This window comes from Pseudomonas sp. B3G-3, from assembly GCF_028640915.1.
GTDB classification, from domain to species: Bacteria; Pseudomonadota; Gammaproteobacteria; order Pseudomonadales; family Pseudomonadaceae; genus Aquipseudomonas; species Aquipseudomonas chlororaphis_I.
The window spans coordinates 1-23552 of the sequence record NZ_JAQZAB010000114.1; the positions used below are offsets into that span (position 1 = coordinate 1).

At 60.3% G+C, this 23552-nt stretch carries 19 protein-coding genes and 1 pseudogene; 8 read left to right on the forward strand and 12 right to left on the reverse strand.

Annotation, left to right across the window (positions count from 1 at the left end):
• Positions 1-156 precede the first annotated feature (156 nt).
• Positions 157-1062, forward strand: coding sequence for a LysR family transcriptional regulator (locus tag PVZ80_RS19860; RefSeq protein ID WP_273864449.1), 906 nt, complete (start codon positions 157-159; stop codon positions 1060-1062).
• 106 nt (positions 1063-1168) lie between these two features.
• On the opposite strand, the gene PVZ80_RS19865 is transcribed toward PVZ80_RS19860, so the two are convergent.
• On the reverse strand, positions 1169-1582 hold the full coding sequence (locus tag PVZ80_RS19865) for a GLUG motif-containing protein (protein WP_337960730.1): 414 nt from the start codon (positions 1580-1582) through the stop codon (positions 1169-1171).
• On the opposite strand from PVZ80_RS19865, the pseudogene PVZ80_RS19870 reads away from it, so the two are divergent.
• The 6 genes and pseudogenes from PVZ80_RS19870 to PVZ80_RS19895 all read left to right on the forward strand — a co-directional run.
• Positions 1470-1727: pseudogene (locus PVZ80_RS19870) on the forward strand (hydrolase); the annotation flags it as partial. The gene PVZ80_RS19865 and the pseudogene PVZ80_RS19870 overlap by 113 nt on opposite strands.
• 307 nt (positions 1728-2034) lie before the next feature.
• Positions 2035-2553, forward strand: a complete 519-nt coding sequence (locus PVZ80_RS19875) for an acyloxyacyl hydrolase (protein WP_273864451.1) — start codon at positions 2035-2037, stop codon at positions 2551-2553.
• Positions 2554-2752: 199 nt separating this feature from the next.
• Positions 2753-3172, forward strand: coding sequence for a DoxX family protein (locus tag PVZ80_RS19880; RefSeq protein WP_124336880.1), 420 nt, complete (start codon positions 2753-2755; stop codon positions 3170-3172).
• Positions 3173-3771: 599 nt separating this feature from the next.
• Positions 3772-4623 carry a glyoxalase gene (locus PVZ80_RS19885; protein ID WP_414860644.1) on the forward strand — a complete coding sequence of 284 codons (852 nt, stop codon included), beginning with the start codon at positions 3772-3774 and terminating at the stop codon, positions 4621-4623.
• Positions 4624-4637: 14 nt separating this feature from the next.
• On the forward strand, positions 4638-6047 hold the full coding sequence (locus PVZ80_RS19890) for an alginate export family protein (RefSeq protein ID WP_124335095.1): 1410 nt from the start codon (positions 4638-4640) through the stop codon (positions 6045-6047).
• A gap of 285 nt (positions 6048-6332) precedes the next feature.
• Positions 6333-6542 (forward strand): hypothetical protein, encoded by a 210-nt coding sequence (locus PVZ80_RS19895; protein ID WP_273864452.1) that lies wholly within the window; start codon positions 6333-6335, stop codon positions 6540-6542.
• 103 nt (positions 6543-6645) lie between these two features.
• Here the strand turns inward: PVZ80_RS19895 and PVZ80_RS19900 are convergent, their stop codons facing one another.
• Positions 6646-7011: a response regulator transcription factor gene (locus tag PVZ80_RS19900; RefSeq protein WP_081363179.1), complete on the reverse strand. Its 366-nt coding sequence runs from the start codon at positions 7009-7011 to the stop codon at positions 6646-6648.
• A gap of 44 nt (positions 7012-7055) precedes the next feature.
• Positions 7056-8048: a response regulator gene (locus tag PVZ80_RS19905; protein ID WP_081360667.1), complete on the reverse strand. Its 993-nt coding sequence runs from the start codon at positions 8046-8048 to the stop codon at positions 7056-7058.
• Positions 8049-8400: 352 nt separating this feature from the next.
• Here PVZ80_RS19905 and PVZ80_RS19910 point away from each other — a divergent pair, with 352 nt between their 5' ends.
• A complete protein-coding gene (locus PVZ80_RS19910) occupies positions 8401-13458 on the forward strand; it encodes a trifunctional serine/threonine-protein kinase/ATP-binding protein/sensor histidine kinase (RefSeq protein ID WP_435307292.1) in 5058 nt (1685 codons plus the stop codon).
• Between the two features lie 56 nt (positions 13459-13514).
• Here the strand turns inward: PVZ80_RS19910 and PVZ80_RS19915 are convergent, their stop codons facing one another.
• The 9 genes from PVZ80_RS19915 to PVZ80_RS19955 all read right to left on the reverse strand — a co-directional run bounded on the left by PVZ80_RS19915 (position 13515) and on the right by PVZ80_RS19955 (position 23551).
• Positions 13515-14015, reverse strand: a complete 501-nt coding sequence (locus PVZ80_RS19915) for a helix-turn-helix transcriptional regulator (protein ID WP_124335094.1) — start codon at positions 14013-14015, stop codon at positions 13515-13517.
• Between the two features lie 315 nt (positions 14016-14330).
• Positions 14331-15155: an alpha/beta fold hydrolase gene (locus tag PVZ80_RS19920; RefSeq protein WP_081360670.1), complete on the reverse strand. Its 825-nt coding sequence runs from the start codon at positions 15153-15155 to the stop codon at positions 14331-14333.
• A 331-nt stretch (positions 15156-15486) separates the two neighbouring features.
• The gene (locus PVZ80_RS19925) at positions 15487-16746 is read right to left on the reverse strand and encodes a TIGR02270 family protein (RefSeq protein WP_273864454.1); all 1260 of its coding nucleotides are present in this window, start codon (positions 16744-16746) and stop codon (positions 15487-15489) included.
• 3 nt (positions 16747-16749) lie between these two features.
• Positions 16750-17664 carry a hypothetical protein gene (locus tag PVZ80_RS19930; protein WP_009049578.1) on the reverse strand — a complete coding sequence of 305 codons (915 nt, stop codon included), beginning with the start codon at positions 17662-17664 and terminating at the stop codon, positions 16750-16752.
• 10 nt (positions 17665-17674) lie between these two features.
• A complete protein-coding gene (locus PVZ80_RS19935; protein WP_009049577.1) occupies positions 17675-18622 on the reverse strand; it encodes a DUF4150 domain-containing protein in 948 nt (315 codons plus the stop codon).
• Complete coding sequence (locus PVZ80_RS19940; protein ID WP_273864455.1) at positions 18623-19657, reverse strand: hypothetical protein; 1035 nt, start codon at positions 19655-19657, stop codon at positions 18623-18625.
• Positions 19657-20769, reverse strand: a complete 1113-nt coding sequence (locus PVZ80_RS19945; protein ID WP_273864456.1) for a DUF2169 family type VI secretion system accessory protein — start codon at positions 20767-20769, stop codon at positions 19657-19659. Before PVZ80_RS19945 ends, PVZ80_RS19940 begins: the two co-directional genes overlap by 1 nt.
• Before the next feature lie 15 nt (positions 20770-20784).
• Positions 20785-21231: a DUF6484 domain-containing protein gene (locus PVZ80_RS19950; RefSeq protein ID WP_016703063.1), complete on the reverse strand. Its 447-nt coding sequence runs from the start codon at positions 21229-21231 to the stop codon at positions 20785-20787.
• Positions 21232-21325: 94 nt separating this feature from the next.
• Positions 21326-23551, reverse strand: a complete 2226-nt coding sequence (locus PVZ80_RS19955; protein ID WP_016703062.1) for a type VI secretion system Vgr family protein — start codon at positions 23549-23551, stop codon at positions 21326-21328.
• Between the last annotated feature and the right edge of the window lies 1 nt (position 23552).

The following is a 23552-nucleotide window of genomic DNA, read 5'->3' on the forward strand; positions in this document are numbered from 1 at the left end:
CTACACAGGCATCGCGGTCCCTGTAGCCGCTGGCGTAGCCTGCGATCGGCGGCGCAGCCGGCGTAAAACCAGGCGATGTGGTTTTCCAGGTGGAATGAGGTGCCGGAACGCGAAAAAGCGGCTATAAAGCGTTCAGCTGTCAACCAGAGAGTGACAATGAACCCGTTCGAAGACATGCGTATTTTTTGCCAGGTCATGGACTCCGGCAGCTTCACCGCGGCGGCGGATCAGTTGGGCCTGTCCAAGCAGTTCGTCAGCCGGCGCCTGATGCAACTGGAAGAACGCCTGGGCGTGCGCCTGCTCAATCGCTCGACCCGGCGCCTGGACGTGACGCCCCTGGGGCAGAGCTACTACGAGTCGGCGCTGCGCCTGCTCAGCGAAGTCGAGCAGGTGGAGCAGGGCATCGCCGGCCAGACCGTCGACCCCCGGGGCACCATTCGCCTGAGCGCGCCGCTGTCGTTCGCCATGGCCCACCTGGGGGAACTGTTGCCGCTGTTCCTGCAGCGCTATCGCGATGTCGCGGTCGAGGTCGATCTCAGTGACCGCCCGGTGGACCTGCTCGGCGAGGGCTATGACCTGGCCTTGCGCATCGGCGTGCTGGAAGACTCGACGCTGATCGCCCGCTGCATCGCCTCGATCCAGCGGGTGTATTGCGCCAGCCCGGCGTACCTCGCCGAGCGCGGCACGCCGCGCAGGCCCGAGGAGCTGCAAGGCCACGACTGCCTGCCTTACGGCCACGGCCGCCAGGTGCAGTGGCGTTTCGAAGGGCAGGGCAACAAGCCCTTGCTGGTCAACGTCACCGGCAGGATGCGGGTCAACAACGGCGAATTGCTCAAGGACGCGGCCATCGCCGGCATGGGCATCACTTACCTGCCGACCTTCATCGTCGAGGCGGCGCTCAAGGACGGGCGATTGGTGTCGCTGCTGGACGACTTCGAACCCGCGCCCCTGGCCTTGTCGGCGGTCTACCCCCAGCACCGCCAGGGGTCGCGACCGGTGCAGGTGTTTATCGAGTTCCTGCGTGAACAGCTGAATCGCGGCGTGGCGTCGGGAGCACGATGAGGCGTAGGGAGAATGCGCTGGCGTTGTTTGGAGTCATTACGTCGATATGGCCGGCCAAACTTTCGTATGGCCGGCCATCTGTCCCTAGGTGGACATGCGGTGGTTGTTAGAAGCGCAAGTTACGACCGATCATCGGTACGTCGAGTGCTGCTCCGGAAACGCTGTTGAGGTACTGCTGACCAAAGTTCACCCCGATCAACCCTCCGTAAAGCTGCCCGTAGGCCGGAGAGAAATTGACCTTGCCGCTGGCTGACGATAGCAGAACAGAACTGGTGTTCATCCCGACCAGGCCGCCGACACGACTGCGTTGCCCACCACTGACGCTGCCTTTGGCATGGGACGTGTCAACCCGCCCGCTGGCCAGGTTACCCACCAGGCCGCCCACCATGGACTCCTTGCCGCCAATTGGTGCCGGCTTTAGCGTCACCTTGCGTGACATGGCGCGTTTCGGTCGCCTGCTGGGCAACGATGGTCGCCAGGACGGACTGCAACTGTTATCGGCTGAGACGGTCGCGCGCATCGCCGCCGGCTCCGATCCGGCGATCTACGCCAGAGCCTGCGACTTCTCCAAATGGACTCCCGGCGCTTCCTGCCGCGGTCAGTGGTATGTCTTCAACGACCACAGCCAAGCGATCATGGCCGGTGGCATTCACGGGCAATACCTGTAGGACCTCGCAGCCCTCAGTCCGGGCAGCGTTAGAGGCTGCTTCTGCCACTCAGTGTATTGGACGGCGCATCGTATAAACCGAGCTTCAGATCGGCCAATGCCGGCTGTCTGACCTTCGATCGGCATACCCGTAGAACTGATGCATTGCACGCGTTCAATCAAGACCGTAAAGCTCCATGTATCTGGCTGGTTAAGTCAGCACAAGAAGCATAGTCACCGTCACCCGCCGAAAAGAAAATATCTCTCGACTGATAGTGCGCGTTTGCAACGACGTGCTCTTCACCGACCTGATTAAGGGATATTTAATGGCTAGAATTCTTCCTTCCATTCTTTTGGGGTTGTTAGCAAGCGCATCGATTACAAGTCAGGCTGCGGAGATTTCCGGAGCGGTCGGCGTTACCAGCCAAGGCGACATGACATACCGTGCAGGTTTGGGTTGGGAGTGGAACAAGCGCTGGTGTGAGTCCTCAATCGGACACTTTGGTGGATATTGGGACGTTGGGTATACGTATTGGGAGGGCGGTGATCAAGCCAGCGGTAGACACTCTATTTCCGCTGCTCCGGTATTCGAATACGTTATTGGAGATGGCTTCTACAGACCCTTTATCGAAGCGGGTATCGGTGCATCGCTGTTTTCCGGTACTGGCGTAGGTGACCAGAAGATGGGCTCCGTGTTCAACTTTGAGGATCGTCTTGGTGCAGGTTTGAAAATAGGAGAGGCTCAAAGGGTCGGTGTTCGCGTCATTCATTATTCCAATGCGGGCCTCGCGCAGCCTAATGCCGGCGTTGAGTCGTATTCCTTATTCTACGCCCATCAATTTTGATTGTTGCACTTACCTCTTCGCTGCGCTGGCACCGCTGAATATTGGCATGGAGGAGGTCCTGCTTTAGACCGGTGCGTATCACTGTTGAGCAATACGAAGCAAAAGTCCGATTGTGCTGAATGATCTTAATTTAAGTTCCACCTGGAGCTTCGCCAATACCCCAAGCGGGGCCACCCGAAACTGACGTAGAGATTTCCAAATGAATATCACAAGCAAAGATATCACCGCAGCTGTTGGCCGCCTTCTGCTGGCGGCCCTGTTCCTGTTGAGCGGCTTTTCGAAGTTGACAGGCCCGGCAGCCACTATTGCCTACATCGAGTCTAGTGGGATGCCGTTTCCAAAACTGGCCTACCTGGGAGCACTGGGCGTAGAGCTGGGCTTGGCATCATTGTTGGTCCTGGGTGTGCGTACCCGTTTAGTCGCAGCAGCCATGGCAGTGTTCACCGTGGTTACCGCTGTTGCTTTCCACAACTCACTGGCTGACCAGGCGCAGTTCGTCAACTTCTTCAAAAACATCTCGATCGCTGGCGGTCTACTGCAAGTTGCGGCCTTTGGTGGAGGGATGTTGAGCCTCGACGTTTTTCTTGCGCGCCGCAAGGCATTTGCTCTCGCTCGCTGATTGCATTAGGGCCTGCACTGATCGATTGTTTCCGCTGGAAAGGACTTCGGCGGTTTTTTTTGAGCGAAGTACGTCTGCAAATTGGCAAGTCCGCCTCATGGATCAAGTGTGGGCTTCGGCCTGGGAAGACAGTGCCGACTCCTGTTTTTCTAAATAGCTCCCAAATACAAACAGATATTTTGTGGAGTCCTGCTTTCAACGAACATCTACAACCAGGCAACCAGTAACTTGACCGTTGCGCGCTGTGCTGCCGGTCTGCTTACTTATTTGATTGTTCCCGCCGTGCATGCCGGCTTGCGAATTGACGTTCGGCGAGACAATAGCCCCATTCTTTCAATAGTCACTTCCAAGTGGGCGTCAAAAGTTCCCTGGCGGTTCAGCAGGGAAGTGATGGCCGAGAGCTGGATTGGAATATCGCCATGGTCAAATGAATTTAGTTTCATGTTTCTGCGCACATAGATCCTATCGACCATCTATCCCCGCTTCATACGCTTACTGAACGGCAGCGTTGCTATTGGACGGTGTCGCGTCTCTCCACTCATCAAGGGCTTCTTATGAAACATTCATTCAAGCGGTTTCCTCTGGCTGTCATTCTTGGAATGGCCGCTTCTCTCTCTGCGCAGGCGGCAACCAACCCAGCCGTGGCTGTCGCAGCCCAGTACGACACCAGTCATGTCTACGTTGCCCCAAGCGATGTTGATAGTTTTGTTAAAAGCTTCGTGGCCACCTTTGGCGGCAAGAGCACTCCGCAGGTCGTGGTCAATGTGTTGCCCGTTCCCAGTAGCACTACTTCGCAACTGGTACAGACGCCAGTCGGTAGCGTGTCGCTTTTCGGCTTCACCACGCCTGTCCCTTACCCCTTTGGCGCCGAGCGTAATGGCTATCTTGTGAAGGATATGGATGTCGCGATCGCCGAAGCCAAGAAGCATGGCGCTGATGTGATCGTGCATGACTTCCCCGATCCGATCGGTCGCGATGTGGTGGTGCAATGGCCAGGCGGCGTGAATATGCAGCTCTACTGGCACGACAAGGCGCCGAATTACGCACCGTTTCAGACAATCCCTGAAAACCGGGTGTATGTCTCTGAGCAACGTGCCGATGCCTTCATCAAAGGTTTCACGGGTTTCTCCCACGGCAAAGTCGTGGCCGATGAGAAACACCTCGACGGCGCTGTGGTTGGAGAGCCTGGAAAGACCATCCGCCGCGTAAAACTGGAATCCGATTTCGGCAAGATGGTGGTGTTCGTGACTGACGGGCACCTGCCTTACCCCTACGGCCGTGAAACGACCGGCTACGAAGTCGGCGACCTGGCAGCCACCCTCTCCAAAGCCAAGAATTCCGGCGCCCAACTGTTGGTAGACCTTAAAGCAGAACCTGGTCGCCAATCCGCTTTGGTGGCGTTCCCTGGTGGATATGTCGCCGAAATACACCAAGCAGTCGTGACGAAGTAATCTGAGGGGCCTATATGAAGAGCCGACGTCCTTCGCATAACGCGTGTGCTTGGGCTCTGGCCGTGCTGTGGCCGCTGGGAGTTTCCAGCGGTTTCGCCGCCGATCAGGCTGAACGCCCTGTGCTTAAAACCAACCGTTGGCAGGAGGACTGGTCAGTCCTTCAAAACTCTTCGTTGAGAACCGAGCCTCTGGATAGGCTCAAATACATATCGCTGTCGGATGATGACCCGCAACGTTATGTATCGTTCGGCACGACGCTTCGTGAGCGGTTTGAATCCAACGATGCCAGTGGATTTGGCATAGGCAACCGGTCACGCGACGCGTGGCTGATTCAGCGACTGCAAGTGCATGCCGATTTGCATTTGAACGAACACTGGCGCGTATTCACCGAACTGGAAGATGCCCGCGCCTTCGATAAGACAACCATAGGCGGCGCAGACCAGAACCACCTGGATATGCGACTGGCTTTTGTCGAGTACGTCGACCAGACCGCCGATCACACTTTCAAGACGCGCGTGGGGCGTCAGGATTTCGCCTTCGACTTGCAGCGCTTTATTTCTTCGCGGGATGGACCGAACGTCCGGCAGTCCTTCGATGCCGTTTGGGCGGACTGGGAGACGAGCAATTGGCGACTCATTGGCATCGCCAGTCATCCTGTCCAGTACCTGGATGGCCGTCACTTCGACGACAAGTCCAATTCCGACGTCGCGTTCCATATGCTCAGGGTCGAGCGCCAGCTTAACAATAAAGACGAGCTGTCGGCCTACTACGGCTTGTACGAAGAACGTGGCGCGAGTTATCTCGACGCAGAGGGTGATGAAACCCGACACATCTTCGATGCGCGCACCGCGGGAGCCGAAGGGGCATACGATTGGGATGTGGAAGCGATGGTTCAGACCGGTACGGTAGGTTCCAAGGATATCCGCGCCTGGGCAGGCGGCAGCCGTTTGGGGTACACGCTGAAAGCTGTGCCTTGGACGCCACGCTTTGGCCTGCAGTTCGATGCGGCTTCCGGTGATCACCATGCCGGCGATGGCACATTAGGGACATTCAATCCTCTGTTCCCGAATGGATACTACTTCTCACTGGCGGGTTACACCGGCTACAGCAACCTTATCCATGTCAAGCCTTCTGTGACGATACAGCCGATCTCCGGCCTGTCCATTCAGGCAGCCGTGGGAATGCTCTGGCGACAAACCACCGAGGACGCGGTTTATACCCAACCGAATCTGCCGGTAACAGGAACGGCGGGGCAAGGTGGACGCTGGACGGGTTACTACGATCAATTGCGCATGGACTATGCGTTCACCCGTAATCTGTCCGGTGCTGTTGAGGCCGTTCACTATGCAGTGGGTGATACGTTACGGGATGCCGGAGGTGACGATAGTAACTACCTCGGCGTGGAGCTCAAGTTCATGTGGTAACAACACTGCTTCTGGCACCGGCCTTCGCCTGATGCTGTAGTCGGGGATCGTGCGCAAGGGGGGCGTCCGGCCTGGCATGAATGCCCCTCTGCGCAGGTCTAGAACACCAATGCCTTGTTTTCCTTGTAACCCGCGACGCCTTCCCTTGAGGCGTTGCGCCGGGTTGTAGAGTCGGTGCAAGCCTGTCAGGAGTAGGGCTGAAAGGTCGCTGCGCCTCGACTCCGCCGGCACCTCCCATCATGAATCCCCCCTAGAAGTGCAGAACCGGATTGATTCCATGAGTTCGTGCATCGCAACCGTGCCAGAACTGTTCCAGAAGCTGAATCACTGTTCGTTGGCATGAAGCAGCTTTATTCGGCAATGGGGCAGCGTGGCGAAAAATCCCGGCACCTTCGGCACGGCCACAGCGGTTTTGCTGTCCATCGCATGTTTGTCGGCGATAAGGCATGGACCGATGCCGACATTGCTCAGCGAACTGAAACGACGACTTTGTGAACAGGATCCTTGCCGAGGGCTAACGCACACGCCTTACAAAATCGTCTATATCGACGATTAATTTCGCCGCTCCTGGACACGGGTAATTTTGGCCACTCGCTGTTTAGCCTTTAACGTGAAGCGCCAGCTCGACAGCGCTCAATAACGCATCGCTGCTGAAGGGTTTACGCAGGCACTCGGTGGCGTCATAGCGGCTTGATTCGGCCAATGTCGCATCATCCCAATGGGCTGACATGCAAATTACCGGAAATTTTCTGTCCATGAGCGCAAGTGCTTGCATGACCTCGATTCCCGACAGGCCGTTCATTCTCAAATCCAACAGCAGGCAGGCGACGTCGTCGAAGTTATCGAGGGACAGGAATTCTTCACCCGAGGCGAATACCCGAGATTGATATCCAGCCGAGCGGAGCAGATTGGCCAAGCTTTTTCGCACGGACACATCGTCGTCCACAATGCAGACGATCGTCATGGGGGGGGCGGATGACTCTGGAAGAGGACAGCCAGTTTTTTGGGTCATGAAGAATCCTGCATGCCGAACGCCGGGTCCGAGCTAATCAGGCCATACAGCTTGACGAGGCGGACCAGTGAGCGCGTCTGCATCTTTTCCATGATGTGTTTGCGATGGACCTTGGCAGTGACTTCGCTGGTGCCCAGCCGGTTGGCAATGTGTTTGTTGGACAGGCCGGCGACGATCAGCGGCAGCACTTCTCGTTCACGGGGGGTCAACAGGGCGGCTTTTTGACGGGTGCTCTGAATGCGTTGCCATTGCTCGAATGCTTTTGCTGCCCGCTGGCGAGTGGTGTGCAGGATGTCCAGCAACTGGTCGTCGTTGAAGGGTTTGGTCAGAAATTCGACTGCGCCTGCTTTCATGGCCTGCACCGACATCGGGATAGTGCCGAAACCGGTCATGAAAATGACCGGCCATGGATGTCCGCGTTGTCCGAGCGCCGATTGCAGTTCCAGTCCTGTCGCCTCGGGCAGACTGATGTCCAGCAACAGACAAGCGGGGCCGATGTCGAGGTCGGCATTGAGCAGTTCTTCGGCCGAGCCGAATATCCGGTGCACGATGCCTTCGGCCCGCAGCAGGCGGCTGAGCGCCGTGCGCACGGAAGCTTCATCGTCCACTATGAGCACCGGCACGGTGTCAGGGTCGATCGCCTCCTGCTTCTCGCCTGTCAGGGCCCACGAGGTAGCGGAATGGAATGGGGGCAGGGGTGATTCACGTTCTTTCAATAATCGGTAACCTCGGCGTGGGACCGTCTGGATGAGTTCTTTTTCTCCTAGCAACTTGCGCAGCGAGGAAATCTGCACTTGCAGATTGTTTTCCTCGACGACGGTGTCGGGCCAGACCTGTGTGATCAATTCATCTTTACTGACGATACGACCATCGGCCTGCATCAGCACCGAGAGGATTTCGAACGCCCGTCCTCCAACGCGCAGTGGCCGTCCATCAAGAAAGGCTTCGCGCTGTTCCAGGGAAATGGTGGCTTGACCGAGTCGGATCATGCGTTGCTCTGCACTGTGTGAGGGAGAGAGACGCGCAAGCGTCGATTCATCTGGCATACACGCTAGGGGACGGCCCTGCATAATGCAATTATCCCGAGGGATAACACGCGGTGGTTTCAGTGCGTGAAAATCACCGGTAACAGGGCCGCTCGACGGCCATCATGGTGCCTGGGACGGACAGGATGGCCGGCCCACATTCACCGCACCAGAGCCTTGCGTATACTCATGAGCTCAGTCTGAAACGCATTTTTAGCGGTGATTGTTCATGCCCAGCAGTCCTCCCTCATCATCCAACCCCAGCAGTCCTGATGTCGTACATGATGAGCCTTGGCTGGAGCGCTGCACCTTCGAAGTGCTGCGTCGGGAAAACGATCTGACCTGGTTCACGCTTCAGGACAGACAATCGGGAACACGCTGGCTCGCCGCCCGGGCACCGATCCAGCGGCCTGCCACATGCCAGCGGCTGGAGCGCGACTTTAATCTGCGCCTGGACCCGGACTGGGCGATTGCCCCTGTTGCGCTCATCCGCTCGGCCGAAGGGCCCTTGCTGGTTTATCCCGCGTTGGGGACGCCGCTGACTGACTTGATGGGTGAAGCAGAGCTGCCGTTGAGGCGCTTGCTGACCATCGCTGTAGCGGCGGCCTGTGCGCTGGGTAGCGCCCAGAAGTCGGGCGTGTGGCATACCAGCCTGCTGCCCCACCATCTGATGGTGGGCGCTAACGATTCAGTCAGACTCCTGGGGTTTCACAGTCATGCAGGGGAGGCCCCCACTGCCGAACTGCCCAGCTTGGAACAATGGCCATATCTGGCCCCCGAGCAGGTCCGGCGCGACAATCCCCGTTTCGACGTGCGCAGCGATATCTATGCGCTGGCCACGATTCTTTATCAAACACTGACTGGCCACCTGCCACTTACCGCCCGCGAACCATCTCAATGGCTGCATGTGCATGCAGCCGTTCAGCCGCAATCACCGGCGGTGCATGTCGCCGACCTGCCGGAAGGACTCTGCCGAGTGCTGCTCAAGAGCCTGGCGAAAGAGCCGGAGGCCCGCTATCAGAGCGCCGAATCGATGGCCGCGGATCTTGTCTGGTGCCAGCAGCAGTGGCTGGAGCACGGGCGTGTCGATGCGTTCCGCCTGGGCTGCTTCGATACGACACCTCCCGTGATCCGCAATGATGCCTTGTTCGGTAGGGAGGCTGAACGCCTGCAATTGATCGAGCAGATGGCTCAGGTGCGCAGCGATGGCATCGCCCGAGTCCTGCTGGTCGCGGGTGCGCCAGGTGCCGGTAAGTCGACGCTGGTCCATCAGGGTGTCCGGCCCATGGCTCCTGGCTATTGGGCCAGCGGCAAGAGCGATTTGCTGCAGCAGGAAACTCCTTATGCGCCATTGGCGGAAATCTTCAGGTCGCTGATGACCCAATTGCTCGGCAAGCCGGCTCTGGAGCTTGAGACCACGAGCCAGCAACTGGTCGAACGACTCAAGGGACGGGGCCGGCTCCTGGTGGATCTGGCGCCCGAGGCCGAGTTGGTCATCGGTATCGCGCCCGAACTGCCAAATATGCCGGCCCGATATGCGCTCGACCACGCTAACCGGACACTGCTCGATGTGCTGGAGGTCTTCGCTCAGCCGGGACGTCCCTTGGTGGTGTTCGTGGATGACGTGCAGTGGGCGGACGATTCGACCCTGTCGTTCTTACAGGCTTTCATCGCCCGGCCGCCCCGGCATCTGGTGCTGATCCTGGCCTACCGCGCGGCAGAGTCGCAGGCCCTCGAGCGACCGGGGGGATTACTGGAGGTGTTGGGCAGTGGGCAATGTGCGCCGCACCAAAAGATTACGCTGGGCCCCTTGTCGGAGCCCGCAGTTGCCGCGCTGATCGCCGCCGAACTGGACACGACCGCCAAAGACATTGAGGCACTCGCGCGAGTCGTGCACTTCAAGACGGCGGGCAACCCTCTCTTTATCAGCCAGGTATTGAGGGCGTTGATCGATGAGCGTCTGGTGCGCTTCGACGTGCGGGATCGCCGCTGGGTCTGGAATCAGGAGGAGGTAGACAGTTATCGCTGCGCCGATAATGTCGCGGATTTGATGGTGCAGCGATTCGAACGGTTGTCACCGTTGGAGCGGGAAGTGATGCGCACTGTCGGATACGTTGGCAGGCGCTGCGAAGAATCGTTGTTGCACCGGTTGATGTCGCCGTGTGATCCGCAGCAGATCGCCAGCGATGTGCAGGGGCTGGTCAGTGCGGGTTTCCTTCTGCGCGAGCGCGAGCATCTGGTATTTCCCCATGACCGGATGCTCGAGGCAGCCTGTCGGCTTCCGGCACAAGCGGGCAGGGGGGACGAGCACGCTCGCTTTGCCGCCGCCATGCTCGATCAGTGGGGCGAGCATGTCCCTGAGCGGGTGTTCGAAGTCGCCAGCCAGATTCAGCGCATCGACGCCGATGCATTGGACGAGCATCGCCGCGCTGTGTTTGTCGAGCTGCTGGTCGAAGCCGCTGAGCGAGCCAGGAATACCGCCGCTGTCGAGCAGGCCGCGGGCTACTTGCACACGGCCGAAACTCTGCTCGCCCAGGCCAGCAGCCCGGCCCTCTATACCCAGGCGTTCGCCACCCGATGGCTGGCGGCCGAGTGCGACATGCTCCTGGCCGATCTGGCCGGCGCCCAACGACGCCTCGACGATTGTCTGGTCCACGCCAGGACTGCGCTCGACCGTGCGAAAACCTATCGGTTACGGGCCACGTTGCGCACGCTGCACTCCGATTACGAAGGCGCGATAACCGAAGCCCTGACCGGTCTGGCACTGCTGGGCATTTCCCTGCAGCGCCGGCCCTCGCAGGAGCAATTGACCCAAGCGTTTGCTCAGGTACGCACACTGATCGGCCCACGGCGCATCGCCGACCTGGTGCATCTGCCCAAGGCCGATAACCCGCTTGTCGAAGCGACCATGGAACTGCTCGGTACGCTGATTTCCTCATTCTTCGTCGACGATGACATCCGCTTGCTGCATCTTGCAAAAATGGTCGAACTCACGCTGCTGCATGGCGTTACGCCGAGCAGCAGCTACGGGATTGCCTGGTTCGGCGTGATGATTGCCGAGTGCTATGGCGAATATGTGGATGGTCACGCCTTCGCCGAAGTGGCCCTGGAACTCATCGACAAGTACGGCTATGAAGCGGGTCGAACCGGCACCCTGGTGGCGCTCGACCAAGTCAGTCCCTGGACCAGGCCGATGGCCTATGCCCGCCAGAGGGCTATGGCCGCATTCGAGTGCGGCCAGGCCGGCGGCGACCTGGGCATGTCCTGCTATGCCTGCAACCACATCGGCTCCGACCTGCTGTTCATGGGCGAACCCTTGCAAGGGGTGTTGAATGAGCTGGAGCATGGTTTGGCATGGGTGCGCCAGTTTCATTACATCGATATCGAGCGAATCCTGCTGGCGCAACAATCGTTCGCCAGCGATTTGCGTAATGGGCGAGCGCACCGGCCGCTTGCCGAGCTGGACGGCACGGAACATGACCGTTTCGGTCTTATCGATCGCAGCAGTGTGTCGCAGCCGACACTGTTCTTTTCGTGGCTGTATTCAGGCATGTCCGCGTTTTACTTCGGCGATATCCCTTACGCATTGCGACGCTTCGAAGAGGTTGCCGCGCTGCTCTGGTCTATTCCGGCGCATATCAATCTCGCTGATTACTACCTGTTCCACGGGCTGGCACTGGGCAGTGAGCAGGCGCCCGGTGAATTGAGCGATAAACTGGAAAAGCTGGAGCGGCAACGCCAGCGGTTCCTGCAATGGGACGCACTCAACCCGACGACCTTTCGCAGCAAATTGCTGCTGATCGAGGGTGTGATTGCCCGCTTGCGCGGTCTGGAACTGGTGGCCATCCGCTGCTTCGACCAGTCGCAGATCGCGGCGGCTGCGGCCGGTTTCATCCATGAGCAGGCACTGGCCCATGAACAACTGGCCAATATCTGCATTCCCAATGGGCTGGTATCTGGCGCCAATCACCACCTGCGCGTGGCGCGCGATTGCTACAGTCTGTGGGGCGCCGACGGCAAGGTGCGCCAGCTGGAGGTCATGCATCCGTCCCTGGGCACGCAGCCGTCGTTTGAGCCGATCCGGCCTGTGACTCAGGTTCGGCTCGATCTTGAAGCGGGGGTCGAGGTGGCCCGCGCGCTTTCGCAAGAGATATTGCTCGAGCGACTGGTTGAAACCCTGATGAATCACCTGATGATCCAGGCCGGTGCCGATAATGGCGTCCTGATGATCGTCAACGACGCCGAACTTCAACTGGCAGCCACTGCCTCTGTCGAGGCTGGCAATGTGCGGGTTGTCCTGGATGCCGGGCAGCCGCTCGAGCAGATCGCGCCTGTCTCGGTGCTCAACGCTACCATGCGCACGCGCACCCCCCTGGTGCTTGACGATGCCCGGGCCGACTGTCCCGAGGCCTATAGCGCCGATCTGCAACAGCGCCAGACGCGGTCCATGTTGTGTCTGCCGTTGCTCAAACAAGGCATGTTGATCGGCCTGGTTTATCTGGAAAACAGCCTGGTATCCAGGCTGTTCAGTGCCGAGCGCCTGACCATGCTGGAGATTCTTGCTTCTCAGGCCGCCGTGTCACTGCAGACCGCCAGCCTCTATGCAAGGCTGGTCGAGGACAACCAGTTGCGCGCGCAGATGGAGGCGGACTTGCGCAGTTCGCGGGCGGAACTTGCGCGTAGCTCGCACCTTAAGGTCATGGGCGAACTTTCAGCTTCGATTGCCCATGAAATCAGCCAGCCGCTGCTGGGGATCCTGTCCAACGCCTCGGCCAGCCTGAGCTGGCTCAAGCGAGATCAGCCCGATCTCGAAGAGGCGATTCAAGGGTTGGAAGACATTCGCTCAGACAGCACCCGTGCGGCCAACATTGTCCAGGCGCTTCGCGCTCTTGCCAAACAGGCACCGTTACAGCGATTGCCGGTGCCGATCGAAGACTTGATCCGTGACGTCTTGTGCCTGACCGCGACCGACCTGGCGAGCGGCAACGTACGTCTGGAATCCCGGCTCGATACGAAATGCATCGTGTGGGTGGATGCGGTGCAGATCCAGCAGGTGGTGTACAACCTGATCACTAATGCAATGGAGGCCATCGCCGGAGCAGGGCTGCAGGATGGGCACATCATCGTCAGTTCCGGCGTCCAGGACGACCAGGTTCAACTCTGCCTGCAGGACAACGGCCCGGGAATCGGCCCCCAGGAGCGCGAGCGGATTTTTGATGCGTTCTACACCACCAAAGGCAACGGCATGGGAATGGGGCTGGCCATCTGTAGATCGGTGATCGCTGCACACGGCGGGACGCTAGTCCTCCAGGACAGTGAACAGGGCGCCAGATTCTGTATCGGTCTGCCGCTTGCGCCGGGCTGCGTCGGATAAAAAAAGGCCGCGTAAGCGGCCAAAGGGGAGGAGTGGGGCTGTCGATTTCGATCAGTTCATGGGTGTAGTTCCTGGGCCTGGGCCTTTTGCAGGTTATGGGGGGCGCGGTTGAGGATCATCCTGTTGGATATGTCCTGATCAATCTCAGGCATCAGGGAACCGTTGTTCGTGATGGCATGATCAAGGGCGCTTCGCCAGGCCCTGGGTGTTACACCTTCCAGGCGGTTGAAGGTGCGGGTGAAATGCGAGTGGTCGTTGAAACCGCATTCATGGGCGACTTCGGTGATCGCCATCGCAGTGATCAGCAGGCTTTTGGCTTTTTCGATTTTTATCCTCATCAACCAGCCTTGCGGTGAATGGCCGGTAATTTTTTTGAATGCCCGGGAAAAATGGCTGCGCGATAGGTTGCAATGCTCGGCAACTTCGCTGATGCGTATGCAATTGCCCATGTCACGTATCATCAGTTCCTTGGCGCGGCGCTCCTGCCAGCCGGTCAGGGCTCCCAGCGGTCTTGCAAGGGCGCCTGGAATGTCTGAATTCATCGATTGTGGGTTCATGGCGACTCTCCTGATCGTTGAGGAAAGTTTGTCCGCCAGTGACATTTAAAGTCCTTAAGCAAACCTTAAGAGTTATGAAACGTGGCGCCCAATCATGGCGGTTACCCAGGCAACTCATGTTGGCAAGCGGAGTATTGGCCTCCAGGAAACTGCGCCAATCGCAGCGGCTGTACTGATGCAGGTTATCTCTATGCCTCGGGCCTGGTTGGGGCCACGACATCGAGTTGATGCGTCAGTCAATTCGGGGGGGGAGAGGTATTACGCAGTGAATAGCTAGCGGCTCGACCGCTAGCTTCCACACGTTGATTCCCGCGCTCAGTGGCGAGCAAATTCAATCAGGTCGGCGTTGAGCTGAGCCTGATGGGTGACAGGGAAGCCGTGAGCAGCCCCCTCGTAGACTTTTAAAGTCGCGTTAGGAAGGATCTCGGCAGAGCGCTTTCCGGTCGTTTCAAGCGGGACAATAAAGTCACCGCTGCCATGAATGACAAGCACCGGAATAAAGATGGACTTCATTTCTTCGCGAAAATCCGAAGCCCAGAACTGCTCGATGCACGCGTATTGGCTGTGTATCGCGCCTGACATGCCTTGCTGCCAGAAAGCCATGCGCCAACCTTCGTTTTTTGCTGCGCTTTGCGGGTCCAGACCGAAGAAAGCGCTCGAAAAATCGAGGAAGAGTTGTGAGCGGTTCTCGAGGACTGCCTTGCGTACACCGTCAACGACGTCGATCGAGACTCCATCAGTGTTACCGCCGGTGGCGCCCATTAACGGAGTAATTGCACCCAGGAGCACCAGCTTGGCAATACGATCAGTCCCGTGCCTGGTCACGTATCGAACTATTTCGCCTCCTCCCATGGAATGCCCGACCAAGACCACATCCTCCAGGTCGAGGGTCTCAATGACGACTGCCAGGTCGTCTGCGAAAGTGTCCATGTCGTTACCGCCAGCCGGTTGATCCGAGCGACCATGCCCGCGACGATCATGAGCAATGACGCGAAAACCTGCATTCGCGAGAAATTGCATTTGTCCGTCCCAGGCGTCGCTGTTGAGAGGCCAGCCATGGGAGAAAACAATAGGGCGACCCTGTCCGAAGTCGCGAAAAAAAATCTGTGTTCCGTCTTTCGCTGTAACGTGGTTTTTCATGAGGTGCGTCCTTGGGGTTCCTATTAGAAATGCCGCTTCAAGACCATGCGGGCACAGTCACCGCCGCCGCGCGAAGAGTAGATAACCACCCTCCGTGAGGTAGCTTGGGGTAACCCTAAAAGAACAAACGCGCAGGTTCTTGTATGCGTGTGCTGGAGCAAACCGCACAACTCAATAAGGAAATTGCAAGAAAATAGAACTAATCGATGCCTGCTATTCGGGCTCTTGCATTGTTATGTGCGCGTTATTGGGGCGGGACTGAAGTTGTTGGCTGTGCACGGTACTGGGCGCGTAGGGTGTGGTCTTCAGTAACCACCGCACGTCCGCGTCATCACCGCCCGAACCCCGCAGGCTCTCCCAATAATGCCTTTTGCCGCCAGGCGGGTGCGCTGGTGGGGAAAAGCACTTCGGTCGGCCGCAAGCGCGCGATGCCGCAGGCCGCGGCGATACGCTGGCGTTGCTGGCCCCGGACAAGCGCTTGCCGATAACTGCTTTCGCTCTGTCGCAGCCCCAGCACATAACCCACGCCCGCCTGGAAATCACCTGCATGGGCTTGCCACCAGGCTGCGATCAACGGCGGGTCGGGCCAGGGCAAGTTCTCATCGGGGTCCAGGGCGACATTGGCATCCTCAGGGTCGTCGTTCGGGCCGGCATCGAAATCCGGCAGGTCCTGCAATTCCAGATCGAGCAGCGCCAGGTCGGCGCCAGTCATCAGGCTGAAGGCCTCGCCAGCGACGCGGGCATGCGGCAGGTCGCTCATCTGCTGGATCAGCCAGGGCACGCTGACCGGATCGCCCAGCAGCCCAACGGCCTGGATGCCGATGCGCCGCTGCCCGGGGTTCTGCATCAGCTGGCGGATCCAGGCGATGCTGCGCTCGCGCTGTTGCCAGGCCAGCAATACGCAGAGCGCGCGGTACTGGAATTCGCCCGCTTGCTCGGCGAACTGGCGCAGCGGCTCCAAAGCTTCCTCATCGCCCATCTGCGCGGTGGCCCAGTTGGCCCAGAAGCGTGGGGCTGCATCCTGATGCTGGCGGTGGGCACGGATAGTCGGCATCAGGTCACGACGGCGCAGCTCGCCCGCCATGCGCGCGGCCTGGGCGATAACGGCCGCATCGGCATGCGCCAACCCCGCAATCAACACTGCCCCCGGATCACGCCGGTGCATGCCGCAGGCGGCCAGGCCGATGCAGCGAAACAACGCTTCCGGCGAGCCGAGCAGCTTCTCCACCCAGGGTTCGACTCGGGGCCAGTCCAGCCAGCCCAGCGCGGCACCCATATAACGGGCACCGTCGGGGTGGGCGCGCAGATGTTCGGCCAACTGGGCCATTGCGCAAGTATTGGCGGCTTTGAAGGCCAGCACCGTGGCTGCGAATATCTCGCCCTGGGCGTTGGGGTTGAGCTGCTGGAGCACCAGGTCCAGGCTCTTTAGCCCGCCTATCTGCAAAGCATCCAGATGAGCTTCGATGCGCTTGTCGAGATCGAGCAGGTGCGCCAGGTCGTAGTGGGGGGCGTGCACGGCAAGGTCGCGCAGGCCGGCCAGAAAGGTGGCCTCCTCAATATGCTGGTCGATGACGATACTGAGGCTCGTCATCGATCAGTTTTCTGGGCAAACATGGCGCCGCCACGTGCTGCCGTCGAAACTGAGCACGCATTCGTCGCCTGCCACCCACAGCACATCGGGCTTGGCATCGATGGCGTAGTAGGCCTTTTTGCCCTTCAGCGGCACCTTGGTCTCGCGCAGCTGCATGCCGTCGTACTCGAGCAACTGGTCGGTTGCGGTCACGTAGAGCTTGCCGGCGAACTCAACCATGTTTTCCAGCACTTCGGCGCACAGGTCGCGATCACCGATATCTGTCCATCCCGCCTGCGCGCTGCCTCGTAGCAGGATCCCGCCGGACCCGCCGATGTACACCACACCATCGGCGGCGCAGTGCACGCAGTAAAGCGGCAGGTTGGTGGGTGCCACCGATGCCTGCCAGCCTTTGCCGTCCCAGTGCCAGATGGCGCCGCCATCGCCGACGGCATAGACGTCGTCGCGCGAGAACCCGTCAATGCCGTTCAGGCAGGCCGTGACCTCGTCCACCAACGGAACATAGAGCCCCTGGTCGATGCGCTGCCAGACGCCCTTGCTTTGCCTCAATACCTGGTTCTGTGTGCCGCAGGCATACAGTTCGCCATCCACCTCGCAGAGGTCCATCAGGTAGACATTGTCGATGTCCAGCGTGGTGTCGGTGCTGGACTGCCCGGAGGGGTGTTCACGGAGTAGCCCGGCCCGCCCGAGGAAACAGTAGTTACCTTTCTGCTGCCCGTGCAGCGGTGCTCTCTGCAGAGCGCTGTAGACCACCTCGGGAATGTCGTAGACATGGAACCAGTCGTCCTGGTCGATCATCATCACCCGGGTTACGCTGGGCTCCGCGCCCTCCAGATAGAGATGCCCGCCGAGCAGCGCCTGCTCCGGTCCGATCGCGATAATGTTGGTGAAGTAGAGGGCGGTTTCGCTCTTTGCCATGGTTCAGATCCTATGGGCGTCCTGCGGGGGCTGGTGCGGAACGTGCGGGTGGTATGACTTTGCCCGCCGCGCCCGAGGCACGGAGGTTCAAAGTGTTGGTGCAGCCAGGTCCTTTCTTCGGCTTGGCCTTGTAGTACTGGTCGAGCTGGAAGGCAACGCACTCCTGCTCTTTTTTCGTCAGGTCGCGCGGGGGGCTCAGCGCGCCTCCTGCCGAGGCGGCCGCAGTGTTGCGTGCGGTTTCGTATTTGAACGGCTTGCCTTTGTCGAAGTGGTCCAATTCGACCGGATCGAACTTCGCATGGCAGCGCTTGTGCGAACCCTGGTGCTGGTTGCCGCGCGACACGCAGATCACCGGGGCTTTCGAGTGACTGTAACCGGCCTTGCCGCGCATGCAGCGGCCGGGTATCAGATGGTGGCCGGTTTGCGCCGCTCCGCTCGCTGTGTTCGGACAGGCCTTGCTATAGGGCTGCAGGCGCAGGTGTCCCATGCCGGCGCACTTGCCGCCCGGCTTGAAGGCCGCCTTCATCTTCGAGGTGTGCGGCCAGGTTGCCGTGTTGCCAGGAGACGGATTGTGGTTGTGGGTGGTCAGGTCGAGATGGCGAACGACGTTCAATCCTTCGAACTTCACGTCCATCGACCAGGAGATGAAATAGACCTTCCCGGTGTTGGTACTGGTGATAATGCCTTTCTTCGGCGCTCGACCTGCCTCGTCGCCATAGCTCTTCTTGAAATGGCTCTTATTCTTGAGCATCACTTCCTTGCCGGTGATCTTGATGGTCCGACTGCCCTGCGTCGTGTCCTTCGACATGCCGGTATTCGGATAGGGGATCGGTACGCCCATGGGGGTAGGCGGTGCCTGTGGCGGGGTGAAGCAGACGTCGGGAAACGAGGCTATCGATTTCCCCGAGGCCGACTTGCAGGAAAGTTCTCGACCATTGGCGTAGACCTCATTGGCCATCTAGTTCGCCCTCACACGCTGGTAGCCGAGCACCATCGCCGCCCGCTCGCCCCCATCATTGCTCGAATGACAGAGTACCTGCGCGCTGTGGCCGTAGCCTTTGCGCGAGGCAGCCAGGGCAATGCACAGCAGCGCGGGTCCGCTCATTGCCCCGCACTCGCCGATGCAGTCCGCGGGGCTCCAGAGCTCGACGCGCTCCTTGCGTACCCGCAGGGTCCGGCTCAGGGCCAGCGCGGCTTCCTTGAAGTAATACTGCTCACCCGTCAGGTCGGCGAGACGATAGTCGACATGCTCGAAACCGAAGCCGCAGTCATCGAACGCCGCTTTTACCGCCTGCGTGAGCCCGTCCGCGCGAAATGGCAGCCCCTCGCTTTCGACAGTAGCTTTTTCCCTTCCGAAACCTAGCCCAAGGCATAGCAGTTGCGGCTCTTCGCTGGCCCGCACGGCCGTCACCAGTATCGCCGCAGCTCCTTCGCCAGGAATGAAGCCGTTGTCGCAATGACTGCTGAGTAGCCGGTCTCGCTCCTGATAGGCCGCGAGCGTCGCCCCGGTGAGATAGGAATCGACACCTGCGATCAGTACCTTCGAACATCCCTGCTCGATGAGTTTACGTGCGTTGATCAATGCCACCGCAGCGCTCACCCGGCCCCGCGGGATCACGCAGGAGCGCTCGTGAAAGCGCTGGCCGAGGCGTTCCTCGATGGCCCGCAGCAAGGACTCGTCCAGGCGCTCCAGGCGTCCTGGCCGGTCGCTCTCGGCCACGCCGAGCAGCAGCGGTATGTCGTGGACGTCCTCGTCGGACAGACCGGACAGGCACTCTGCGATGGCCATGCTGGCCATTCCCACCAGTTGTGCATATCCGGAGGACGGCTCAGGCAGGATCACGGGCGCGCCGACCAACCATTCCCCTGCCTGGTCAATGAAACGGGTCTCCTGGAAATTATCGATAGCGCAACGGATCGCCGCGCAGCTCGCAGGGGCGTTAAGGCCTACGGCGCTGACCATGCCGGAGCCGACGATGCAGAGCGCGGCCATCAGGGCGTCTCCTCGGGCGTGCGTTTGGCTTTCACCAGGGCCGACAGCGACGGGTAGTAATCCTTGCCCAGTTCGCGGGCGCGCCACCAGCCCGTGGACATGCTGCCCACCAGCACCTGAGCGATCTCGAACAGGTTGCGCTTGAGCGGGCGGCTGGTGCGCCAGGTGATCTCGACGCGTTGCGTGTCGGTGTCGATCAGCAGGGTGTCGATCACCGCCTGCACGGTTTCATGGCCGCCTTTTTTCAGAAAGAAGGTCACCGGCACCTGCATTTCGGGAATGCGAAAGCCCGCGCGCTCCTGGGGTGTGAGGTTGAGCAACAGCACATCCTCGCCACCGCGCAGGTACGGGGTCTGCTGATCCTCGGGGGCCGCCTGAAAGTAGCGCTGGTCGAAATCCGCCGGCAGAAAGGGAAAGCAGTCGGCCAGCCAGGCCTCGTCGTAGGTGCCGGCGAAGCGCGCGCGTTGTGGCCAGCCACGGCCGATGGGGCCGAGGGCCATGGGGCGGAAGTCGCCAGAGGGGCTGTCGATCGGTTTGCCCAACTCCTCGGTGCTCGGCATCGGCATACCGACGATGTCGGCACTGTCGGCGCTGCGCGGGTACCAGCCGCAACCGATCGGATTGTCCAGGTAGCAGTGACGCAATTGGGGGTCGTTGGCGATCGGATGGCTGCCGCCAAACGCCCGGGCGTAAGAGATGTCCTGCTCGGTAAACGGCTGCGGCAAGCCGGGAGCAACGCCCAACAGCCCCGATTGCCATTGCCGTGGACCGAGGACGGAAAAAGCCTTGCTCATCCGCCCGACGCGAATGCCCGCGGTCAGCTGCGTCACGGGTTTTCCGCCTGGGGCGTAGGCCTTGCCACGTACCAGGACATCGCAACATGGCTTGACCGGGGCGAAGTCCATTTCCTGCAGCGGGGCGCTGAGGCCGGGCTCACCGAGGAAGGTGTCGGCCATCAGCAGCGGTTGCTGGGTCTCGGCGAGGGTGGCCGCGCGGCCGTCCAGCGGCAGGTTGAACGTGCCTTTGGCCACCACCACCAGGGATTCGCGGCCATCGGGCGCCAGGCCCTGGGTATAGGCCGCAAGCAGTTTGCTGGCGTTGAGCAGTTCCATAGGCCGGATACCTGTCTAGTTGATCTGCACCGAACCGCCCTTGATGCGGTTGACCCCGCTGGAGCGGCTGGACAGGTAGGCGCCCTGGATGATCACTTTGCCCGCGCGGGTCAGGGTGATGCTGGCCTTGCCGCAACGCAGCACGATCTCGCGTTCGGCGCTCAGTTCCAGGCAATGCTCGTCCAGCCGCACGCTGGCGACTGGCTCGGGCGGGGCGTCCGCGCCGAGCAGGCGGCCGATCACCAAGGGGCAAGCCGGGTCGCCGCCTTCGAACATCAGCGCAACCTGGCCGCCGATATCCGCAGGCCCCAGCAGAGCGGTGCAGCGGGCAACGACGCCGCTGGCATCCGGGCAACCCGGGTAAACGACCCTGGGCGCGCTGGCGTGCGGCAGCTCGAGCAGGGTGCCGATGACCACTGCGTCGATGCGGGCCTGTATGGGTAGCGGGTGCTGAATCGTCATATACACACCTCCACTGTGCTGGCTCTGTACGAAAAGTGGCTGCGCGCTGGGCGCCTTCGGCGCTACGCGGGCCATGCTGCGTTAAAAACAGGCCCTAGTTCTGCAGGATCTTCTGGCCTTTGACCACAACGTTCCTGTTGGCCTTGATGTTGATGGCGCCGGAGCCGTCGATGGTGATGTCCTTGCCGCGAATCATGATGGTGCCGTCCTTCTTCATGGTGATGCTGGCCGCGCCCGTGGTCAGGGTGATGGAGTCGCCGGCGGTGAGGGAGAAGTTCTTGCCGACGTCCAGGCTGTCGTTCTGCTGGATGTTGGTGGTGCGGTTCTGGTTAACGTCGCGGGATTCGTTCTGGCCGATCTGGGTACTCTGGTTGCCGTTGATCTCGATACCTTCGTTGCCCTTGACCGTTTCGTTGCGGTTGCCGGTGATGCCGATGGTCTCGTTGCCGCCCACGTCCTCGGTGCGGTTGCTGACGATGGTGATGGTTTCGTTGGCACCGACCTTTTCCCTGCGGTCCGCGCCTATGGTGATGGTCTCGTTGTTGCCAACGTCCTCGGTGCGGTTGGCGCCGATGGTGATTTTCTCGTCGCTGCCGACATCCTCGGTACGGTTCACACCGATGGAGATGGTCTCGTTATTGCCGACCTTTTCCTTGCGGTCCACGCCGATGGTGATGGTTTCGTTGTTGTCGACGGTTTCGGTGCGGTCGTGTTTGACGTGCACGGTCTCGTCGTTGTCGATGGTCTTGCTGCGGTCGTGGCCGACCCAGTGGGTCTCGTCGTTCTCGACCTCGATGTCCTGGTTTTTCTCGGCATGGATGAACAGCTGCTCCGCGCCCTTTTTGTCCTCCATGCGGATTTCATTGAAGTTGGCTGGCGAGCCTTCCTTGCTCGAGCGGCTTTTCACCCCGCTCTGGGTGGCATTGGCCGGCAGCTCGTAGGGCACGGTCTGCTCGGCGTTGTAGACGCGGCCGGTGATGATCGGGCGATCCGGGTCGCCTTCGAGGAAACTGACGATCACTTCCTGGCCGATCCGCGGGATCTGTACCGACCCCCAGTTCTTGCCGGCCCAGGCCTGCGACACGCGCATCCAGCAGGAGCTGTTTTCGTTGGATTGGTCGTGGCGATCCCAATAGAAATGCACCTTGACCCGGCCATACTGGTCGGTCCAGATCTCCTCGCCGGCGGGGCCTACCACCCTGGCGGTCTGCGGCCCGCGGACAATCGGCAGGGGCGTCAGGGGCAGGGGGCGGAAGGCCTGGCCGGCATCCATGCAGTCCAGTTCGCTGATGAACTGCTCGGCCAGGTCCAGCTGCCCGCTTTCATAAAGCTCCTGGCGGATCTGATAGCGGGCGACCACCACCAGGTATTCGCGATTCTGGTCGGCGCGGTCGTAGCCGGTCAGCTTGAACAGATGCCCGCAGCCCAGGCCACGCGCCCGACCGCGCAACTGCACGCGCTCGAACTGGCTGTGAATCGCCTGGATGCGGGTGCGTGCGTAATGCTCGCCATCCTTGCTCTGTACGTATTCGCCCGGGTAGTCGTAGAGCGGATGGTCGCCGTTGCTGTGGCTGCGCGAGACGCTGGAGCGCACTTCGAGGCTGGCGCCGGGGCGCTGGAAGTCGTAGTCGTTCAACGCCAGCGAGCCCGGCTGGACTTCCCGCGCCAGTTGCCAGTCGTAGAAGTGGTCGCGCTCGCGCATCTGCTGATCGGGCGGGAAGAAGGGCACCGAAGCGTAGTCTGCCACCGTCGAGTGTGCGCCGTAGGCGTCGGCCAGCACCAGGACATGCCGCGCTTTCTCATGGCGGAAGTAGTAGTAGATGCCTTCCTGCTCCATCAGCCGGCTGATGAAGTCGAAGCTGGTTTCGCGGTATTGCACGCAGTATTCCCACTCGCGGTAACTGCCGCTCAGGTTGTCTTCGAAATCGGAGAAACCGAGGTCGCGGAACACCTGCTTGATGATGTCCGGCACCGTCTTGTTCTGGAAAATCCGGCAGTCCGAGGTGCGTGTGAGCAGCCAGAACCAGGGCCGCAGGCTGACCCGATAACCGGCGAACTGGCCGTGGCCGGTCAGTTGCCGGCAGCCGCAGGCAATCCCGTGGAAATAGCGTTTGCCGCCGCCGTGCAGCTCCAGGGTCAGGCCCATCGGCTTGCCCAGCAGCTGGTCGAACTTGATCGCCCGGTCTTCGGACGTGAGGTCCAGTTCGTAATGGAACAATCGCCCCAGCTCCTCGCTGCCTTCCATGCTCTGCAACAGCAGGACCTCGCCGCCGAGGGGGCTGTCGACCTGCACCAGGCGATTGCTTTGCGTGATTGCCATA

What these genes read in the sequence shown, in the direction of transcription:
- PVZ80_RS19860 (WP_273864449.1), top strand. Translation starts at nt 157, where the DNA reads ATGAACCCGTTCGAAGACATGCGTATTTTTTGCCAGGTCATGGACTCC.
- PVZ80_RS19865 (WP_337960730.1), bottom strand. Translation starts at nt 1,582, where the DNA reads ATGCGCGCGACCGTCTCAGCCGATAACAGTTGCAGTCCGTCCTGGCGA.
- PVZ80_RS19875 (WP_273864451.1), top strand. Translation starts at nt 2,035, where the DNA reads ATGGCTAGAATTCTTCCTTCCATTCTTTTGGGGTTGTTAGCAAGCGCA.
- PVZ80_RS19880 (WP_124336880.1), top strand. Translation starts at nt 2,753, where the DNA reads ATGAATATCACAAGCAAAGATATCACCGCAGCTGTTGGCCGCCTTCTG.
- PVZ80_RS19885 (WP_414860644.1), top strand. Translation starts at nt 3,772, where the DNA reads ATGGCCGCTTCTCTCTCTGCGCAGGCGGCAACCAACCCAGCCGTGGCT.
- PVZ80_RS19890 (WP_124335095.1), top strand. Translation starts at nt 4,638, where the DNA reads ATGAAGAGCCGACGTCCTTCGCATAACGCGTGTGCTTGGGCTCTGGCC.
- PVZ80_RS19900 (WP_081363179.1), bottom strand. Translation starts at nt 7,011, where the DNA reads ATGACGATCGTCTGCATTGTGGACGACGATGTGTCCGTGCGAAAAAGC.
- PVZ80_RS19905 (WP_081360667.1), bottom strand. Translation starts at nt 8,048, where the DNA reads ATGATCCGACTCGGTCAAGCCACCATTTCCCTGGAACAGCGCGAAGCC.
- PVZ80_RS19915 (WP_124335094.1), bottom strand. Translation starts at nt 14,015, where the DNA reads ATGAACCCACAATCGATGAATTCAGACATTCCAGGCGCCCTTGCAAGA.
- PVZ80_RS19920 (WP_081360670.1), bottom strand. Translation starts at nt 15,155, where the DNA reads ATGAAAAACCACGTTACAGCGAAAGACGGAACACAGATTTTTTTTCGC.
- PVZ80_RS19925 (WP_273864454.1), bottom strand. Translation starts at nt 16,746, where the DNA reads ATGACGAGCCTCAGTATCGTCATCGACCAGCATATTGAGGAGGCCACC.
- PVZ80_RS19930 (WP_009049578.1), bottom strand. Translation starts at nt 17,664, where the DNA reads ATGGCAAAGAGCGAAACCGCCCTCTACTTCACCAACATTATCGCGATC.
- PVZ80_RS19935 (WP_009049577.1), bottom strand. Translation starts at nt 18,622, where the DNA reads ATGGCCAATGAGGTCTACGCCAATGGTCGAGAACTTTCCTGCAAGTCG.
- PVZ80_RS19940 (WP_273864455.1), bottom strand. Translation starts at nt 19,657, where the DNA reads ATGGCCGCGCTCTGCATCGTCGGCTCCGGCATGGTCAGCGCCGTAGGC.
- PVZ80_RS19945 (WP_273864456.1), bottom strand. Translation starts at nt 20,769, where the DNA reads ATGGAACTGCTCAACGCCAGCAAACTGCTTGCGGCCTATACCCAGGGC.
- PVZ80_RS19950 (WP_016703063.1), bottom strand. Translation starts at nt 21,231, where the DNA reads ATGACGATTCAGCACCCGCTACCCATACAGGCCCGCATCGACGCAGTG.
- PVZ80_RS19955 (WP_016703062.1), bottom strand. Translation starts at nt 23,551, where the DNA reads ATGGCAATCACGCAAAGCAATCGCCTGGTGCAGGTCGACAGCCCCCTC.